This is a genomic window from Mesorhizobium sp. M8A.F.Ca.ET.161.01.1.1 (assembly GCF_004792105.1).
GTDB lineage: Bacteria > Pseudomonadota > Alphaproteobacteria > Rhizobiales > Rhizobiaceae > Mesorhizobium.
This window is the reverse complement of record NZ_SRTD01000031.1, coordinates 21,695-38,089: the sequence shown is the minus strand read 5'-3', so window position 1 is coordinate 38,089 and position 16,395 is coordinate 21,695. Positions and strand designations below refer to the sequence as shown.

Sequence of the window (16,395 nt, the reverse complement as noted above, 5' to 3'; positions counted from 1 at the left end):
CGCTCACGGAGATCGTTTGAAAGCGCTCGCGTCATCAGATGCTGGCCTCCAATCCAGCCAGCATCTTGAATCACAAACCAGCTGCTTTGGGAATCCTACGATTCTCTCAAAACAGGAACCGCTCTAGTCGCGGAAGATGTGCACAAGCGCCAGAGTCCCAGACCGAAGTGGCCTCAAGCCGCGTAGCGGGCTGCCGGCTTGTCGGCGTGCAAGCTGCCATAGAAGGCCTGCCGGGCGCCGAGGAACGTATCCAGCTTTCCCGTATCGGCAAGCGCCGGCACGGTGACGGCCTCGCCCCGCGCCAGGCCGACAAGGGCGGCATCGACCATATCGTCGGCGGTCATGATGATTTCCTTCGGAAGCTGGTCGATATCGCTGCCGGAAAGCTCCCAGAAATCGGTCCGGGTCGCGCCCGGCAGCACCGCCTGTGCCGTCACCCCGGTGCCCGCGACCTCGCGATGCAGCGCTTCGGTGAAGTTGACGACATAGGCCTTGGTGCCGCTGTAGATGCCGCCGAACGAGGTGTCGAAGGCCAGTACCGAGGCGATGTTGACGATCCCGCCACGGTTGCGCGCCAAAAGCCCCGGCAGCACGGCACGGGTCAGCCGGGTCAGCGCCACGACATTGACCTTGATCATGCGCTCGGCGGCATCCGCGTCGGCGGTTGCCACCACCGCCTGACCGCCAAGGCCGGCATTGTTGACCAGCAGCGTCACGCTCTCGTCGGCTGATATCGCCTTCTCGACGCGGCGCACATCGTCGTCGTCGGACAGGTCGGCGGCGATCACGCTGACCTTGCGGCTATAGGCATGGCGCAGCTTCTCGGCCAACTCCCCGAGCCTGTCGGCACGGCGCGCCACCAGCACCAAATCATAGCCCTGCCCCGCCAGCCGGTCGGCATAGACGGCGCCGATGCCCGAGGAAGCGCCTGTTATCACGGCTGTCCCCTTGTTGTCGTTCTTGCTCATTGTCACGTTCCTTCTGTTGGCTCTTGTTCGGCTTCGACGAACGCGCCGGCCGTCGAGCCCATTGTCCTGATATCAATTAGTGGCATATACCACTTTCGGCGAAATAGGTATATGCCACTATCTTGTCAACGGCAGCCGCGAAAACTATTTCTGCGACAGGGCCAGCGCCCCTGCCAGAGCAATTCCAGCAAAAGCGCCCAGCGGTTTCGCCGGAATGCTCCGGCAAGGAGTTGACATGACCGACGTTCAGCAGCCGGCCTTCAGCCAGTGCAACAATGCCACCTTGCGGCGCACCGCGCGCAGGCTCGGCCGCTTCTACGACGACGCGCTGGCGCCTTCCGGCTTGAAGGGCACGCAGTTTGGCCTGCTCTTCCAGATCAGTGTCGGCGGCGAGCCGGCGATGGGGGCCATTGCCGAGGCGTTGATCATGGATCTCTCGGCACTCGGCCACACGTTGAAGCCTCTGGTTCGCGACGGCTATGTCGAAACCTTCGCCGACAAGGACGATCGCCGCGTCAAGCGCGTGCGGCTGACGCCGACCGGCCAGGCCAAGCTCGACGAGGCGATCAAGCTATGGAGCGTTGCCCAGCGGCAATTCGAGGCCATGATCGGCGCCGAGCAGGCCGCGAAACTGCGGGCCACGCTCGATGAAGTGGCCGCGTTGAACCTGGAACTGCCCGCGGCCACTCCTTCCAGCTGAAGAAGCGGCCGCGTAAAAACATAGATCGAAGTCTGGGGCCAGTCTTACTCCGCCGGCATCGCTACCGGTCTGGCAAACATCCGCCCCGCCAGCACGATGCCGAGCCCGATGACCGGGAAGGCCGCGGCGATCAGGCCGAGATCGGCCGGCGCGCCGTAGCGCAATACCGCTCCACCCACCACAGCACCCAGCGCCACGCCGAGATAGAGCGCCGAGGCATTGAGCGACAGCACGATCGGCGCCGCGTCCGGGGCGAGCTTGATGATGCGGCTCGCCTGTGCCGGCGGGAACGCCCAGCCGACGATGCCCCACGGCACCATCATGCCCATCAGCGACGGTCCGGCGAGGTGATGCGGCAGGAAAGTCGGAATCAGCGAAAAGGTGACGAGCATGGCCGCGGAGAGCGCCAGCGACCAGGCGACGGTACGCGTCGCGCCGAAACGATCGGCGGCCTGGCCGCCGACAATGTTGCCGATGACGGCGCCGGCGCCGAAGGCGAGCAGCATGCCCGGCAGCGCGATCGGCGACAGCCCGGCGCCTTCGATGGCCAGCGGCGCGATGAAGCTGAACACGGTGAACGCGCCGATGAGGGCAAGCGCCGTCGTCACCAGGATCGGCATCACGCCGGGACGCATCGCCGCCGCCAGGCGGCGCTTCAGCGGCAGCCTGGTGCCGATGATGCCGCGTGGCAGCCGGTACCACAGGATGGCGCCGGACAGCGCGCCAAGGCCGGCAATGGCGTAGAAAGTGCCGCGCCAGCCGGCGATGGCCGCGACCAGCGCGCCAAGCGGCGCGCCGACGGCGACCGCCACCGTGGTGCCGCCGACGACGACGGCAATGGCGCGGGCCCGGTGATGGTCATCGACCAACGCCACCGCCGTGCCTTGCGCGGTCGCCGCGAACAGGCCCGACGACAGCGCCATGATGATGCGCGCGACGAGTAGCACTTCGAAGGACGAACTCAGGGCGGCGACGACATTGCCGATGACGAAGAACACCAGCGTCCACAGGATGACGCGGCGCCGGTCCCATTCGCCGGTCAGCGTTGCCAGGATCGGCGTGCCGATCGCGTAGGCAAGCGCGAAGGCGGTGATCAGCGAGCCGGCGAGCGGCACGGAGATGCCGGCATCCCTGGCGATGTCGGGCAGAAGGCTTGATATGACGAAGCCTTCGGTCGAGATCGCGAACGATCCAAGCGCCAGCCAGAAGATTCTCTTGTCCATGGGGATGCGTCCTTAGTTCAAAAGTTATTGAACAATTGGACATAACAGGCCATGATGTCAATGAAGCCAGGGCAAAATAGCTGAACCATGCTGACAGCCCTGTGTCAGGACGGTCACGCGAAAGGAGAAACAGTGTGTATGGGCCGAGCAGGATCGACGCGTTGAAATCGGCCCGAACTGTGCTTAGGTTCCTGCCATGACCTTGCCACACCCCAATACGGACCAGATCAGCCTGCCCATCGTACTCGGCGTGCTCGGCGACCCGACGCGCCTCGCCATCGTGCGCTATCTGGCCAGCAAGGAAGGCGTGCCGCTGAACTGCAGCCGCTTCCTCGACCTCGCCTCCAAGACCAATCTCAGCTACCACCTCGCCAAACTGCGCGAGGCGGGCGTCACCCGCGCCGAGGTGGTCGGCACCAACCGCATGATCACGCTCCGCCGGGCCGATCTCGACGCCCGCTTCCCCGGCCTGCTCGACAGTGTCATCGCCGCGGCCGCGGACGACACCGCCCTGCCCGCGGTCGGCGGCCATGATTTGGAAATGCCGGCCTGATTTTCTCCTCTCCCTCGCGAAGCGGGGTGAGGAAACCAGGTCCTGCCACCCACCGGGAATCTCCTCATGCGCATAGCCGTCCTTGCCGACATCCACGGCAACGTTCTCGCCCTTGACGCCGTGCTCGAGGACCTGACGCGGCGCGGCGGCGCCGACGTCACCGTCAATCTCGGCGACAGCGTTTCGGGGCCGCTGTGGCCGCGCGAGACGATGGAACGGCTGGAAGCGCTCAACCTGCCGACGGTGCGCGGCAACCATGACCGCCGCGTCGCCGCCGATCCCCCTGACGAAACCATGTGGGCGTCCGACGTCTATGCGCAGGAGCGGCTGACGCAGGCGCAGCGCGATACGCTGCTGGCCCAGCCGCTGACCCTGGAGATCGCGCCTGGCGTCATCGCCTTCCACGCCCGCCCCGACCATGACGAGAAATATCTGCTCGATGCCGTGACCGATGGCCATTTGGTGCGCGCGCCGCTGGCGGCGATCCGGCGCCGGCTGAAGACACTCGACCCGGCCTGCCGCATTGCGCTCTGCGGCCACAGCCACCGGGCGGAATTGATCCGCATCCCGAATGGCCCAGTCATCTTCAATCCGGGCAGCATCGGCTGCCCTGCCTATGACGACGACACGCCTCCGGCGCATGTCTCCGAACAGGGCTCGCCGCACGCGCGCTACGGCATCGTCACCTTGGGCGGCGCCGGTCGGCAGGATCGTTTCGAGATGATCGCGGTGGACTACGACCACGAGGCGGCGGCGCGTCAGGCCGAAGATGCGGGACGCGCGGAATGGGCGCACGGCCTGCGCACCGGCTTCATGCCGGAAGCGGCCCAGCACAATGGTTTGCACCATGGTTAGCCTGAATTTCAGACTTACATGGCGGCGCGTCGTCCCTTATAAAACCGGCCGGGCATGCGGCGAGACCGCCGCGGCAGGGTGATTTGAGTACGGCGCACGGCCAAATGATGAGGCGCACGATTACGCTCCGACAAAGTTTGCATGCGCTGATTGCCGCTCCGCTGCTGATGGCGGCGTGGCCGGCTGTCGTGCCGGCCCATGCCGAAGAGGCGCCGTTCATCTCCGTTGTCACCGGGCTCGCCCCCGACGACCTGCTCAATGTCCGCGCCAAGCCGTCGCCGATCGGCAAGACCGAGGCCCGCCTGGCCGCCGGTGCGAGCGTCCGAAACCTCGGCTGCAACGACATTGACGGCCACCCCTGGTGCAAGATCGAGTCGGACAATCCCAAGGCAACCGGCTGGACGCCGGCGCGCTATCTCGTTCCCCTCAATCCGGCGACGGTGCCGGACCAGGCCGTGGATACGCCTGCTGCCGCGCCCGCCGAAGGAGGTACCGGCGCGACGCCCGATGCACCCGATCTGACCGCTCGGCTGGGCAGCACGACCCAGCCGGCCAGCCCCGAAACCAAGCCGAAATCCGCAGCGGAGATCGCCATGCAGGATGCCTATGGCCTGGCGCTGGCGGCGAACGGAACCCTGCAAATTCCCTGCGCCCGCTACGTTGGACAGCCCATGGCGCCTTGCGCGGCGAGCGTGACGCGCAAGGGCACGGACAAGGCCGACGTGACCGTGACCTGGCCCGATGGCGGCAGGCGCGTCATCTCCTTCGATGCCGGCCTGCCGGCAAGCTCGGACGCCGGCAGCGACTTCCGCTTCACCAGGGAAGGCAAACTCAACATGATCCGCATTGGTGTGTCCGAGCGCTTCGAGATCATGGATACGGTGGTGCTGGGGGATTAGGCGGCTTTTGCAATGGCTGCTCAATTGCCGGGGTTTGCGCTGCCCCTCATCGCCCTGCCGGGCATTTCTCCCCGTATAGAGACGGGGAGAAAGAAGCCGTCCGCAAAGCCGCGCTTTTTTGCAACGTCGGAGGTTGGCGAAACCACCAGGGATAGCGCCCCTCTCCCCGTCACTATACGGGGAGAGGATGCCGGCAGGCAGGTGAGGGGCAGCGCAAACGCCCCGCAAGGTACCAATTCAAACCCAACGCCTTTGCCCCGGCCGTAAAACCCCACACAAACCCGCATTTTCGGGGTTACATCGGGCAAAACTCTTCCCTATAAGGCCCTCCTAGCCTGATACCAGAATCGCGAGCACAACCGGCCGGGTCTTCCCGTCCCGGTTTTTTGTGCAAGCCCGCTGCCGAACGGAATTCACAGACATGCCAAGACGCACTGACATCAAGTCGATCCTGATCATCGGGGCCGGCCCCATCGTCATCGGCCAGGCCTGCGAGTTCGATTATTCCGGCACCCAGGCCTGCAAGGCGCTGAAGGAGGAAGGCTTCCGCGTCATCCTGGTCAATTCCAATCCGGCCACCATCATGACCGACCCGGAACTGGCCGATGCCACCTATATCGAGCCGATCACCCCCGAGGTCGTGGCCAAGATTATCGCCAAGGAGCGGCCCGACGCGTTGCTGCCGACCATGGGCGGCCAGACCGCGCTCAACACCGCGCTGTCGCTGCGCCGCATGGGCGTGCTCGAGCGCTACAATGTCGAGATGATCGGCGCCGACGCTCATGCCATCGACAAGGCCGAGGACCGGGCGCTGTTTCGTGAGGCGATGAAGACGATCGGGCTCGAAACCCCGAAGTCGATGCTGGCCAACGCCACCGACGTCAAGAATGCCGACCGCAAGACGCACGAAGCCGAGCGCGCCGCGCTGAAGGCGGAGAAGCCCGACAATCTCGACGCCGCGCTCGACGCGCTGGAGACCCGCTGGAACCTCGGCGAAGGCGACCGCAAGCAGCGCTATATCAGCCATGGCATGGCGATCGCCGCCCAGGCGCTCGACCATGTCGGCCTTCCCGCCATCATCCGCCCCTCCTTCACCATGGGCGGCACCGGCGGCGGCATCGCCTACAACAGGGCCGAATTCTACGACATCGTCCAGTCCGGCCTCGACGCCTCGCCGACCACCGAAGTGCTGATCGAGGAAAGCGTGCTCGGCTGGAAGGAGTATGAGATGGAGGTGGTCCGCGACAGAGCGGACAATTGCATCATCGTCTGCTCGATCGAAAACATCGACCCGATGGGCGTTCACACCGGCGATAGCATCACCGTCGCCCCGGCGCTGACCCTCACCGACAAAGAATACCAGATGATGCGCAACGCCTCGATCGCGGTGCTGCGCGAGATCGGCGTCGAGACCGGCGGCTCCAACGTGCAGTTCGCCGTCAATCCGGCCGATGGCCGTCTCGTCGTCATCGAGATGAACCCGCGCGTCTCGCGCTCGTCGGCGCTTGCCTCCAAGGCGACCGGTTTCCCGATCGCCAAGATCGCCGCCAAGCTCGCCGTCGGCTACACGCTGGACGAGCTGGAGAACGACATCACCGGCGGCGCCACGCCGGCCTCGTTCGAGCCGTCGATCGATTATGTCGTGACGAAGATCCCGCGCTTTGCCTTCGAAAAATTCCCCGGCGCCGAGCCGGTGCTGACCACCGCCATGAAGTCGGTCGGCGAAGTCATGGCCATCGGCCGCACCTTCCAGGAATCGCTGCAGAAGGCGCTGCGTGGACTGGAAACCGGCCTCACCGGCCTCGACGAGATCGAGATCCCCGGCCTCGGCCATGGCGCCGTGGCGGCCAACCACGCCGACGACCGCAACGCCATCCGCGCGGCATTGGGCACCCCGACGCCGGACCGGCTGCGCATGGTGGCGCAGGCGATCCGCATGGGCACCTCGCTGGAAGACATGCACGCCATGTGCAAGATCGACCCGTGGTTCCTCGAACAGATCGCCGGCATCCTCGCCATGGAGGCCCGCATCCGCGAGCACGGCATTCCTGAGGACGCCGTCAATCTGCGCATGCTGAAAGCCATGGGCTTCTCCGACGCCCGCCTCGCGTCGCTGACGAGGACCGACGCCGAAGTCGTTCAGAAGATTCGCGAGAAGCTCGACGTTCATCCGGTTTATAAGCGCATCGACACTTGCGCGGCCGAGTTCGCTTCGCCGACCGCCTACATGTATTCGACCTATGAAGTGCCCTTCGCCGGCGCGCTCGCCAACGAGGCGCAGGTCTCGGCGCGCAAGAAGGTGGTCATCCTCGGCGGCGGTCCGAACCGCATCGGCCAGGGCATCGAGTTCGACTATTGCTGCTGCCACGCGGCCTTCGCGCTGCGCGACGCCCGCTATGAAGCGATCATGATCAACTGCAACCCCGAGACGGTCTCGACCGACTACGACACTTCGGACCGGCTCTATTTCGAGCCGCTGACAGCGGAGGACGTGCTGGAGATCCTGCGCGCCGAACAGGCCTCGGGCGAGCTGGTCGGCGTCATCGTCCAGTTCGGCGGCCAGACACCGCTTAAGCTCGCGGACGCGCTGGAGAAGGCAGGCATCCCGATCCTCGGCACCTCGCCCGACATGATCGATCTGGCCGAAGACCGCGACCGTTTCCAGAAGCTGCTGCACAAGCTCAACCTCAGCCAGCCGAAGAACGGCATCGCCTATTCGGTCGAGCAGGCCCGCACCGTCGCCGGCGAGCTCGGCTTCCCGCTGGTGGTGCGCCCCTCCTATGTGCTCGGCGGCCGCGCCATGCAGATCATCCATGACGAGAGCATGCTGCAGAGCTACCTGCTCGACACCGTGCCCGGCCTGGTGCCGGAGGACATCAAGCAGAAATACCCCAATGACAAGACCGGCCAGATCAACACGCTGCTGGGCAAGAACCCGCTGCTGTTCGACACCTATCTGTCAGGCGCCATCGAGGTCGATGTCGACTGCCTCTGCGACGGCAAGGCCACCTTCGTGTCGGGCATTCTCGAACACATCGAGGAGGCGGGCATCCATTCGGGCGACAGCGCCTGCTCTCTCCCCGTTCACTCGCTGCCATCGGAATTGGTCGACGAGCTGGAACGCCAGACGGCGGCGCTGGCCCGCGCGCTCAATGTCGGCGGCCTGATGAACGTGCAGTACGCGATCAAGGACGGCACGGTCTATGTGCTGGAGGTCAACCCGCGGGCATCGCGCACCGTACCCTTCGTCGCCAAGACCATCGGGCGCCCCATCGCCAAGATCGCCGCCCGCATCATGGCCGGCGAGACGCTGGAAGACGCCTTCTTCCATTACGGCCCCCTGCCCGATCCGAGGAACCCCGGCCACATCGCGGTCAAGGAAGCCGTCTTCCCCTTCGCCCGCTTCCCCGGCGTCGACATCCTGCTCGGACCGGAAATGCGCTCCACCGGCGAGGTCATGGGCCTCGACCGCGACTTCGCGCTCGCCTTCGCCAAGAGCCAGCTCGGCGCCGGCGTCGACCTGCCACGCTCCGGCACGCTGTTCGTCTCGGTGCGCGACGAGGACAAGAAAGGCATATTGCCGGCCGTCAAGCGCCTCGCCGGCCTCGGCTTCAAGGTGCTGGCCACATCAGGCACCCAGCGCTTCCTCGCCGAAAACGGCGTGGTGGCCGAAAAGATCAACAAAGTGCTGGAAGGCCGCCCCCACATCGAAGACGCCATCCGCAACCGCCAGGTCCAGATCGTCTTCAACACCACGGATGGCCAGAAGGCGGTGTCGGACTCCAAGTCGCTACGCCGCGCGACGCTGATGCAGAAGGTGCCGTATTACACGACGCTGTCGGGTGCGGCCGCGGTGGCGGAGGCGATAGCGGCGTTGAAGGCGGGGAGTTTGGAAGTGCGGCCGCTGCAGGAGTATTTTGCCTGAGGTGCGTAGTAACCCAACTGCAGTTTAGATGACTGCCCCAAATGCTCGATAGCCGACCGGACGCTCTGCAAAACAGTCTCTTCAAGTTGAGTGTAAAAAGGTGATTTTATGTCAACGAAGGGCTTCTTTTTTCCAAACAAATAAGCCTCGAAGTCCCCATTGCTATCTTTCCGTCGGGATCTCTCAAAGAATTCGCGGTATCTGCGAGGCGTAATTCCATAAAAATGCTTAAATTCTACCGATGGGTAGTCCTTATAACCACCCCTTTCCTGCCCTTCTATTTCTATCGAATCAGCATGCAATCTAGATGCTAGACTTTTAGGATAAGGCTCTAGAAAAACAACCACTGAAACACCACTTGCAACTATGTGCTTAGCGCACATATGGCAGGGAAAAGTTGTCGTAAAGAGTACCGATTCTCTCACCGGCCGGCCAATACGCGCAGCATCCAGCAAGGCCGACATTTCTGCATGAACAATCCTGCCATACTCCAAAGCATCCATCAAAGCCGCGTCATCCAGCCTTTTCTTTGCTTCGTCATTTAGATGAGACGAATCTTTTTCCAATATCTTCAAAATTTCGTTCAAAATCTCACGCTTACGAGCGTCGTTCGAGTCATGGCCTCTCTTAAACTCGCGATCATCGATATCCTCGTCTGGCCAGTAGGTACCTCCTCTCGCCTTCGGCACTTCGTTTGATCCGAGAGAGATAATTTCACCCTTAGGTGTGAATATTGCGGCTCCCACCTGCCGGGAGAGATCCGCCGTTCGCAACGCAGCAGACTTTGCAGCAAACATTCCATACTCCATCTTATTTGGAGTATACGAATTAGAAGAGAACAAAAGCTCGAAAAATCGCCTTATCTGATCCGAAACGCTTGGGTCAGATATATCCTTATTTACTATAAAGTCCGCGTCATGGAATATTTTCGCTACCCTCTGACCATACTTCTCCTTCTGTTGATTCTGGTCTTCACTTACTAATTCCTCGGCAGCAGATCGAAATTGATCGTGATTAAGATCGCCCGCATCCGCAGCAAATTTCCTAGAAAGGTAGTCAACTCTGGCAGATCTGCGCGAATATACCGATATCTGGAAGAAAATCCTACCATAAACAGCTCTAAATAATTCTATCTCCTCCTGTCTTTTAAATTGATCAAGAATGTATACAGTCCTTGAAAATTTCTCTTCATCTATCTGCCCGCTTCTTATCCTGCTTCCGACCACTCTATATATAGTAAGAGCCGCCAAAACAGAATTATCATCCATCTCTCTTCGAATTTGATTTCCGTACGAGATATACGTTTTGTATCGATCAACCAGAGGGCTATCAACAAGCGGCACTTTTGGTGCGATAAATTGCGATAGCATCTTGTATATGTCAGTTACTTTTATCTGCTTTACATGATAGCCAGCAGATTCAAAGTGGCTACGCAATTCGTTCACAGTCGGACCAAGCGGCGTTCCGATGGGTGCAACCAAACCAATCACGATTTCGGGATACTCGATACGCGGAATTAAATGGCTCACAAGGCGCTTCCGAATCTGCTATTCTCCACTGCGGAGAGGGCTGACTGATGAAAGTATCACAAGTGGCTAAAAAAGATACAACTAGGATTATTCGGAAGCTGGAAGACGTGATCCTTGAGCACCGAGCCTACTTTGCATCTTGGCGAAGCAACAGGTGGTCTGAGTTTGATAGGTCAATAAAAGAGCGTGAGGAAAAGAAAAAGAAAAAATAAACGCTCGACTTTTCCTATGACGCAAACACATCGACTTGTCAGTTTCGTTCAGGATGGGTCAAACTATAGACTAATCGAGCGATTGCCTTTTTGCTGAAGTTTAAACATGAAGGGTTGCTGCGGATTTATAGCGCAGCGGGCGAGATCGATATCCAACCCGAGCCCACGACGTTAGATATAAAGCCAGTGGACTACTTTCTCGAGGTAGCGGACTACGGTACTGCCTCGCCCGTCTACTCCTCACCCCACTGCCACGCACTCAATCTCGATATCGAACTCCATCGGCCATGACGCCACCGGCACAAAACTCCGCGCCGGCGGGTTCATGTTGAAATACCGGGCATACACCCTGTTTATCGCGTTGTAGAAGCCGGAATTGACGGCGTAGATGCGCACCATCACGACATTCTCCAGCGAGGTGCCGGCGGCTTCCAGGCAATGTTTCAGCGCCTTCAGCGACGCCTCGGTCTGGACCTCGATGTCGCCGCGCACCATCTCGCCGGTCACCATGTCCACCGGCGGCGTCGCCGAGATGAAGACGAAGCCGTTGGCCTTCACCGCCGTCGAGCAGGGCAGGCCGAGTGAGCGCACCTTGTCCGACATGACGGGTACTTCGATGACTTCTTTTTTCATGATGATGCTCCCTGGGTTGCAGCGAGCTTAGCGCGGCGACGACGGAACGCCAGCGCCGTTCTTCCTTCTCCCCTTGTGGGAGAAGGTGGATCGGCGCGAAGCGCCGATACGGATGAGGGGTGCGTGAAGGAACGAGACGTTGCTGGTCCGTTTTCACCCTGAGGTGCTGCCCGGCATGAACGTGGCGCCAAGCCGGAACACCCCTCATCCGTCTTGCCGCTTCGCGGCAATCCACCTTCTCCCACAAGGGGAGAAGGAAGGCCCGCGTCGCGCGCCGCCCCCGGGGTTCACCCCTGCCCCGGATACGGCGTTCCATCATTGTGCAAAAACCGCCCATCGGAACTCGGGCTCATCATGTCGATGTCGGAGCAGGTGATGACGTCGTCCGGATTGCGCGAGCCGACCTCGAGGTAAACAGCCGTCGTCGCCGAGCGGTTGATCATATGGTGGCCGTTGCCGCTGTTCTTGGCGAAGGTAGCACTGTCGCCGGCCCTGAGCAGCGTCTCGCCGCCATCCTCGACCAGCACCAGTTCGCCCTCCAGCACGTAGACGAGCTCGTCCTCATGGCTGTGCCAGTGGCGCTGGCTCGACCAGCCGCCTGGCGGCAAGGTCATCAGGTTGACGCCGAAATCGGTGAGCCCGCCGGCATCGCCGAGGCGCCGGCGCGTGCGGTCGGCGCAAGGGGCGTCGAAGGGTGCGGGGTAGCCGGAGCCTTTGCGGACGGGCACGGATGCGAGATCGATCTTGGGCATGGGGTGCTCCCGAGGGTGATGCCGGCAGTGTAGTTCATGGCCGGTGGAGGCACAGGGCCATGTTGGGTGTGGGGTTTGCCGCGGGGCGAGAGATATCGGAGACTTGGCACCCTACGGCGCCCCCCTCTGTCCTGCCGGACATCTCCCCCACTTGGGGGGAGATTGGCCGCTTTGGCGCCGGCTCTCTTCTTGCAACGTTGGAAATTGGCGAAGGCCGAGATGACAGCCGATCTCCCCCCTCGTGGGGGAGATGTCCGGCAGGACAGAGGGGGGCGCCGTAGAGCGCTGTCCTTGGTCCGTCCTGGCTGTCGAATTCCCTAATGCACCGCCGCCACATCCTTCAAATGCATCTCGTGCATCTTCAGCACCTCCAGCGTCTTCTTGGCGAATTCCTTCAAAGCCGGGTCGTCGCCGGAGCGGGCGTAGGTGGAAAACATCGCCACCGCCTGCTTGTGCGCCTCGGTCTGCAAGGCGATGTACCTGGCCTGGAAGGCCTCGCCATCCAGCGCCTTGAGCTGGTCGAGCATTGCCTGGTCTGTCGGCAGCAGCGGCGGCCCTTGGGGCTTGATGGATGCCGTGGTCTGGCTCCTTTCCCGCGCCGCCTTGAAATCCTGGCCGGCCTTGGTGTGGTCCTTGACCATCAGCGCGCCGAAATCGGCGACATCAGCCGCGACGCCCTTTTTCTGCGCCAGCTTGCTGCTTTCGATCTCGAAGCGGTTGGCGCTGACCACCGTCTTGGTGAAGGTGTCGGTGTCGACCTTGGTCTCCGACACCGCCGGCAAGGTGCTGGCCGCCTGCTGGGAAAAAGCTGAAGGCGTTCCGGCCACAAGGGCCAGCATGGCAATGGCGAGATGCGGTTTCATCGAAACGCTCCGTGAAGGTGTCCTCGCAGACCCAACGCGGCAGATGCGGTGAGGTTGCCAGCCGCGTCCCTTCTCCTCGCGCGAGGAGCAGCGGCTCTCTCCCTACGGGCGACGAGGCCCCAGCAGAAAGGCCGTCATCGTTGCGCTCACGCACGCCACCGCCAACAACGCAACGGCGCCCGAAGAGCTGGGCCTTCGGCGAATTGAAACAAGATTTTGCGGAGCGGGAGCATTTTGAACCCACCCGTCCAGGTCGGACCTGCTCCCATGGCGAACGGAATAGGCGCGGGTCAACTCCGCGCCGAGCAGAAAGATTTCCGATGAATAATAGACCCAGAGCAGTATGACGAGCAGCCCTCCGGCCGCACCATAGGACGATGCGATCGCACTTGTGCCGATATACCAACCGATAAGCGACTTCCCCAATGTGAACAGAGCGGCGGTCACGACAGCACCGATCGCGACATCCCGCCACTCCAAGGCACGGTCCGGCAGGACCTTGTAGATCGCGGCAAACATCACGGAGATCAGGGAAAAGGAAATCAACGTGTTGATCGCGCTCAGAACAAATTCGCCGAACGGCAAATGAGCGCTGATCAAATTGCCCAGGGCGGAGATCGCCGCACTCGCCACCAAGGACACCAGCAACATAAAGCCGAGGGCGGCGACCAGGCCGAGACTTGCCGCACGCGCCCGCAAGAGACGCGACAGCGAACTCCCTTTCGCTTCAACCTTCCATATTGCATTGAGGGCCTGCTGCATCTCGCCAAACACCGCGGAGGCGGTGACGAGCAAAGTGGCCACGCCGATGATGGCCGCCAGGGTCCCCGATGATTTGCTGGATGCCCCTTCGAGCGCTGCCTGAAGGAGCGCCGCACTTTCTGCACCCATCAGCCCCGATATCTGGGCCGACAAAGCCAACTGTGCCGCGTCATGGCCAAATGCGATGCCAGCTATGGCGACGACAATTATCAGAACCGGGGCCAGCGACGTGGCGGCATAAAAGGCCATCGCCGCGCCATGACTAAGCGCATTGTCGTCGACAAAGCCAACCACGCTTTCTCGCACCAGGTCCCATACGTTTTTAAGTGTGGGTCGCACTTCGAATCCGTGAAAGGGGTCGCAAACCGTCTCCTATCAATGCAGCCGATCTTCCGATGTTCCGGCCGACTTGAGCGAGAGGTTCAGCAAGGGCGCGCCTGCCTCAGTGACAGCACGCCTCGCCATATTGCAGCTGCTCGTTCCAGTCCGGCCGGCCTTCCGGGGTAAAGTCCATCAGGTTCCACAGGATCTCGCAGGTGCCGATGGCGCGCGGGTCCTGGCCAGGTTCGGTCGGTGCAAAACCGAGTTCCGACGACCAGAAATGCCTGATGCCGTCAGCATCTCGATGAAACACCGACAGCAGCGGGATCTGCGCACCGTCGGCCGACTCGGCGTTGTAGTCGCGCTTGAAGCTGTTGTTGGCCGAAGACACCAGCCGCATGTTGCGCCAGCCGCGATCCCGGCCCAGCGTGACCAGATTTTCCAGCGCCGTCTTGGCCACGACGGCGAAGTTGAAGCCTGCGGCTTCCAAATGGTCGACCGCGCCATCGAACTGGTCGAGCAGCGCGGTGCAGGACGGGCATGGCTGGTCGGGCCGCGCGAGCTTCGCCGTGCCGCCGCTGGCCGCCACGGCGCGCGTCTCCTGCGGGTGGCGCGGAAACATCATCTGGTAGAGGATCAGCGTGTCCTTGCCGGGCGCGAACAGCTCCGACAGTTTTATCTTCGCGGTCTTGCCGGCGATATCCAGCCCCTCGAACACATAGTCCTTCGGCACCAGCCCGCCCGGCGGCAGGGTGCGCCGCGCCTCGGCCACGGCTTCCATGGCGCGGCGCAGCTCGATTTCCTTCTTAAGCAGCTTTTCGCGCGCGGTGCGGTATTTGGCGGATTCGTTGGGAAAGGTGATCATGATCTGCTCCTTGGTTCCGCGCGCCGGCTTCCCGGCGCGGTTGCTCTACCCCCTAAGGACGCGACACGCCGGCCGGTTCCGACATTTTGCATCGGAACCGCTCCGGCTTTGCGACATTCCCTTCATCGGCTACAGCTTCCAGCACGGGGGACGAAATGAGCGAGACCGACGAGATCGACCTGCGCTGTCCGCAAGTGGTGGCCGACAACGCCGCCAAGGGTTTGCGGCTGCGCAAGCAGTTCGGCCGCGGCGGCACCGAGATCGGCGTCGCGCGGGCCACCGAACTGAAGAACCGCGAGAAGCTGGCGCCGTCCACCATCCGCCGCATGGTCAGCTACTTTGCCCGCCACGAGATCGACAAGCGCGGCAAGAACTACGGCAATGAGGACAACCCCTCCGCCGGATACATCGCCTGGCTGCTGTGGGGCGGCGACGAGGGCCGCGCCTGGGCGCTGGAGCTCAAGCGGAAGATCGGCAACGCGCCGGATATCTGAGCGCAAGGTCCGCACTTCACCCTTTCACCCCACCGGCGGTGAGGCCGGAGACGATCTTGCGCTGGAAGATCAGCACCAGCACCACCAGCGGCACCGTGACGATCACCGAGGCCGCCATGATGTTGCCCCAGGGGATTTCGAACTGCGAATTGCCCGAGAGCAGCGCGATCGCCACCGGCACGGTCCGCCGCGCATCGTTGGAGGTGAAGGTCAGGGCAAACAGGAACTCGTTCCACGCGCCGATGAAGGCCAGCAGTCCGGTGGTCGCCAGCGCCGGCCACATCAGCGGCAGGAAGATGCGGGTGATGATGATCCATGGCGTCGCGCCATCGAGGATCGCCGCCTCCTCGACCTCGACCGGCAGGTCGCGGACAAAGGCGGTGAGCACCCAGACGGTGAACGGCAAGGTGAAGATCATGTAGGAGAAGATCAGCGCGAAGAGCGAATTGTAGAGGCCGAACATCCGCACCAGTTCGAACAGCCCGGCCAGCACAGCCACCTGCGGGAACATCGAGACCGACAGGATGGCGAACAGCAATGCCGAGCGGCCGCGAAAACGGACACGCGCCAGTGCGTAGGCCGCGGTGACGCCGAGGAACAGCGAGAGCGCCACCACCGCGCCCGAAACGACCAGCGAATTCAGGAGGTTGCGCATGAAGGCGCCCTCGGCCAGCACGTTGCGATAATTGTCGAGGCTTGGTGCCTTCGGCCACGGATCGGCCTGGAACAGTTCGGTCCCCGATTTCAGGCTGGTGACAACGGCATAGTAGAACGGGAACACCGCGATGAGCACGATTGCCCCGACCAGCAGATAGAAGCCCGTGCGCTTCAGGAGCCACAT

At 62.3% G+C, this 16,395-nt stretch carries 15 protein-coding genes; 6 read left to right on the top strand and 9 right to left on the bottom strand.

The features are described from left to right. Positions 1–173 precede the first annotated feature (173 nt). Positions 174–968, bottom strand: a complete 795-nt coding sequence (locus tag EN804_RS33860; protein WP_127873627.1) for an SDR family oxidoreductase — start codon at positions 966–968, stop codon at positions 174–176. Between the two features lie 235 nt (positions 969–1,203). Between EN804_RS33860 and EN804_RS33855 the strand changes: the two genes are divergently transcribed. Continuing rightward, on the top strand, positions 1,204–1,668 hold the full coding sequence (locus tag EN804_RS33855) for a MarR family winged helix-turn-helix transcriptional regulator (RefSeq protein ID WP_135922236.1): 465 nt from the start codon (positions 1,204–1,206) through the stop codon (positions 1,666–1,668). 44 nt (positions 1,669–1,712) lie between these two features. Here the strand turns inward: EN804_RS33855 and EN804_RS33850 are convergent, their stop codons facing one another. Beyond that, positions 1,713–2,891: an MFS transporter gene (locus tag EN804_RS33850; RefSeq protein WP_135922235.1), complete on the bottom strand. Its 1,179-nt coding sequence runs from the start codon at positions 2,889–2,891 to the stop codon at positions 1,713–1,715. A 196-nt stretch (positions 2,892–3,087) separates the two neighbouring features. Here EN804_RS33850 and EN804_RS33845 point away from each other — a divergent pair, with 196 nt between their 5' ends. The 4 genes from EN804_RS33845 to carB all read left to right on the top strand — a co-directional run bounded on the left by EN804_RS33845 (position 3,088) and on the right by carB (position 9,123). Then, positions 3,088–3,444, top strand: coding sequence for a helix-turn-helix transcriptional regulator (locus EN804_RS33845; RefSeq protein ID WP_135884117.1), 357 nt, complete (start codon positions 3,088–3,090; stop codon positions 3,442–3,444). 66 nt (positions 3,445–3,510) lie between these two features. Continuing rightward, positions 3,511–4,299, top strand: coding sequence for a metallophosphoesterase family protein (locus EN804_RS33840; protein WP_135922234.1), 789 nt, complete (start codon positions 3,511–3,513; stop codon positions 4,297–4,299). Between the two features lie 104 nt (positions 4,300–4,403). Further along, complete coding sequence (locus tag EN804_RS33835; RefSeq protein ID WP_135922233.1) at positions 4,404–5,198, top strand: SH3 domain-containing protein; 795 nt, start codon at positions 4,404–4,406, stop codon at positions 5,196–5,198. Between the two features lie 421 nt (positions 5,199–5,619). Next, the gene (gene carB / locus EN804_RS33825) at positions 5,620–9,123 is read left to right on the top strand and encodes a carbamoyl-phosphate synthase large subunit (protein WP_135922232.1); all 3,504 of its coding nucleotides are present in this window, start codon (positions 5,620–5,622) and stop codon (positions 9,121–9,123) included. On the opposite strand, the gene EN804_RS33820 is transcribed toward carB, so the two are convergent. From EN804_RS33820 to EN804_RS33785, 6 genes are all read right to left on the bottom strand, one after another. Then, on the bottom strand, positions 9,024–10,652 hold the full coding sequence (locus tag EN804_RS33820) for an anti-phage dCTP deaminase (protein ID WP_135922231.1): 1,629 nt from the start codon (positions 10,650–10,652) through the stop codon (positions 9,024–9,026). The genes carB and EN804_RS33820 overlap by 100 nt on opposite strands. Positions 10,653–11,104: 452 nt before the next feature. Further along, positions 11,105–11,497, bottom strand: coding sequence for a RidA family protein (locus EN804_RS33815; RefSeq protein WP_135922230.1), 393 nt, complete (start codon positions 11,495–11,497; stop codon positions 11,105–11,107). A 287-nt stretch (positions 11,498–11,784) separates the two neighbouring features. After that, entirely contained in the window at positions 11,785–12,249 is a 465-nt protein-coding gene (locus EN804_RS33805) for a cupin domain-containing protein (RefSeq protein WP_135922229.1), read from the bottom strand. Between the two features lie 317 nt (positions 12,250–12,566). Further along, positions 12,567–13,112 carry a DUF4142 domain-containing protein gene (locus tag EN804_RS33795; protein WP_135922228.1) on the bottom strand — a complete coding sequence of 182 codons (546 nt, stop codon included), beginning with the start codon at positions 13,110–13,112 and terminating at the stop codon, positions 12,567–12,569. A 102-nt stretch (positions 13,113–13,214) separates the two neighbouring features. Further along, complete coding sequence (locus EN804_RS33790; RefSeq protein WP_246693526.1) at positions 13,215–14,168, bottom strand: YihY/virulence factor BrkB family protein; 954 nt, start codon at positions 14,166–14,168, stop codon at positions 13,215–13,217. A gap of 148 nt (positions 14,169–14,316) precedes the next feature. Beyond that, complete coding sequence (locus tag EN804_RS33785; protein ID WP_135922226.1) at positions 14,317–15,060, bottom strand: DUF899 family protein; 744 nt, start codon at positions 15,058–15,060, stop codon at positions 14,317–14,319. A gap of 155 nt (positions 15,061–15,215) precedes the next feature. Here EN804_RS33785 and EN804_RS33780 point away from each other — a divergent pair, with 155 nt between their 5' ends. Then, positions 15,216–15,554, top strand: a complete 339-nt coding sequence (locus EN804_RS33780; RefSeq protein ID WP_135922225.1) for a hypothetical protein — start codon at positions 15,216–15,218, stop codon at positions 15,552–15,554. A gap of 16 nt (positions 15,555–15,570) precedes the next feature. Here the strand turns inward: EN804_RS33780 and EN804_RS33775 are convergent, their stop codons facing one another. Further along, positions 15,571–16,395 carry a carbohydrate ABC transporter permease gene (locus EN804_RS33775; protein ID WP_135922224.1) on the bottom strand — a complete coding sequence of 275 codons (825 nt, stop codon included), beginning with the start codon at positions 16,393–16,395 and terminating at the stop codon, positions 15,571–15,573.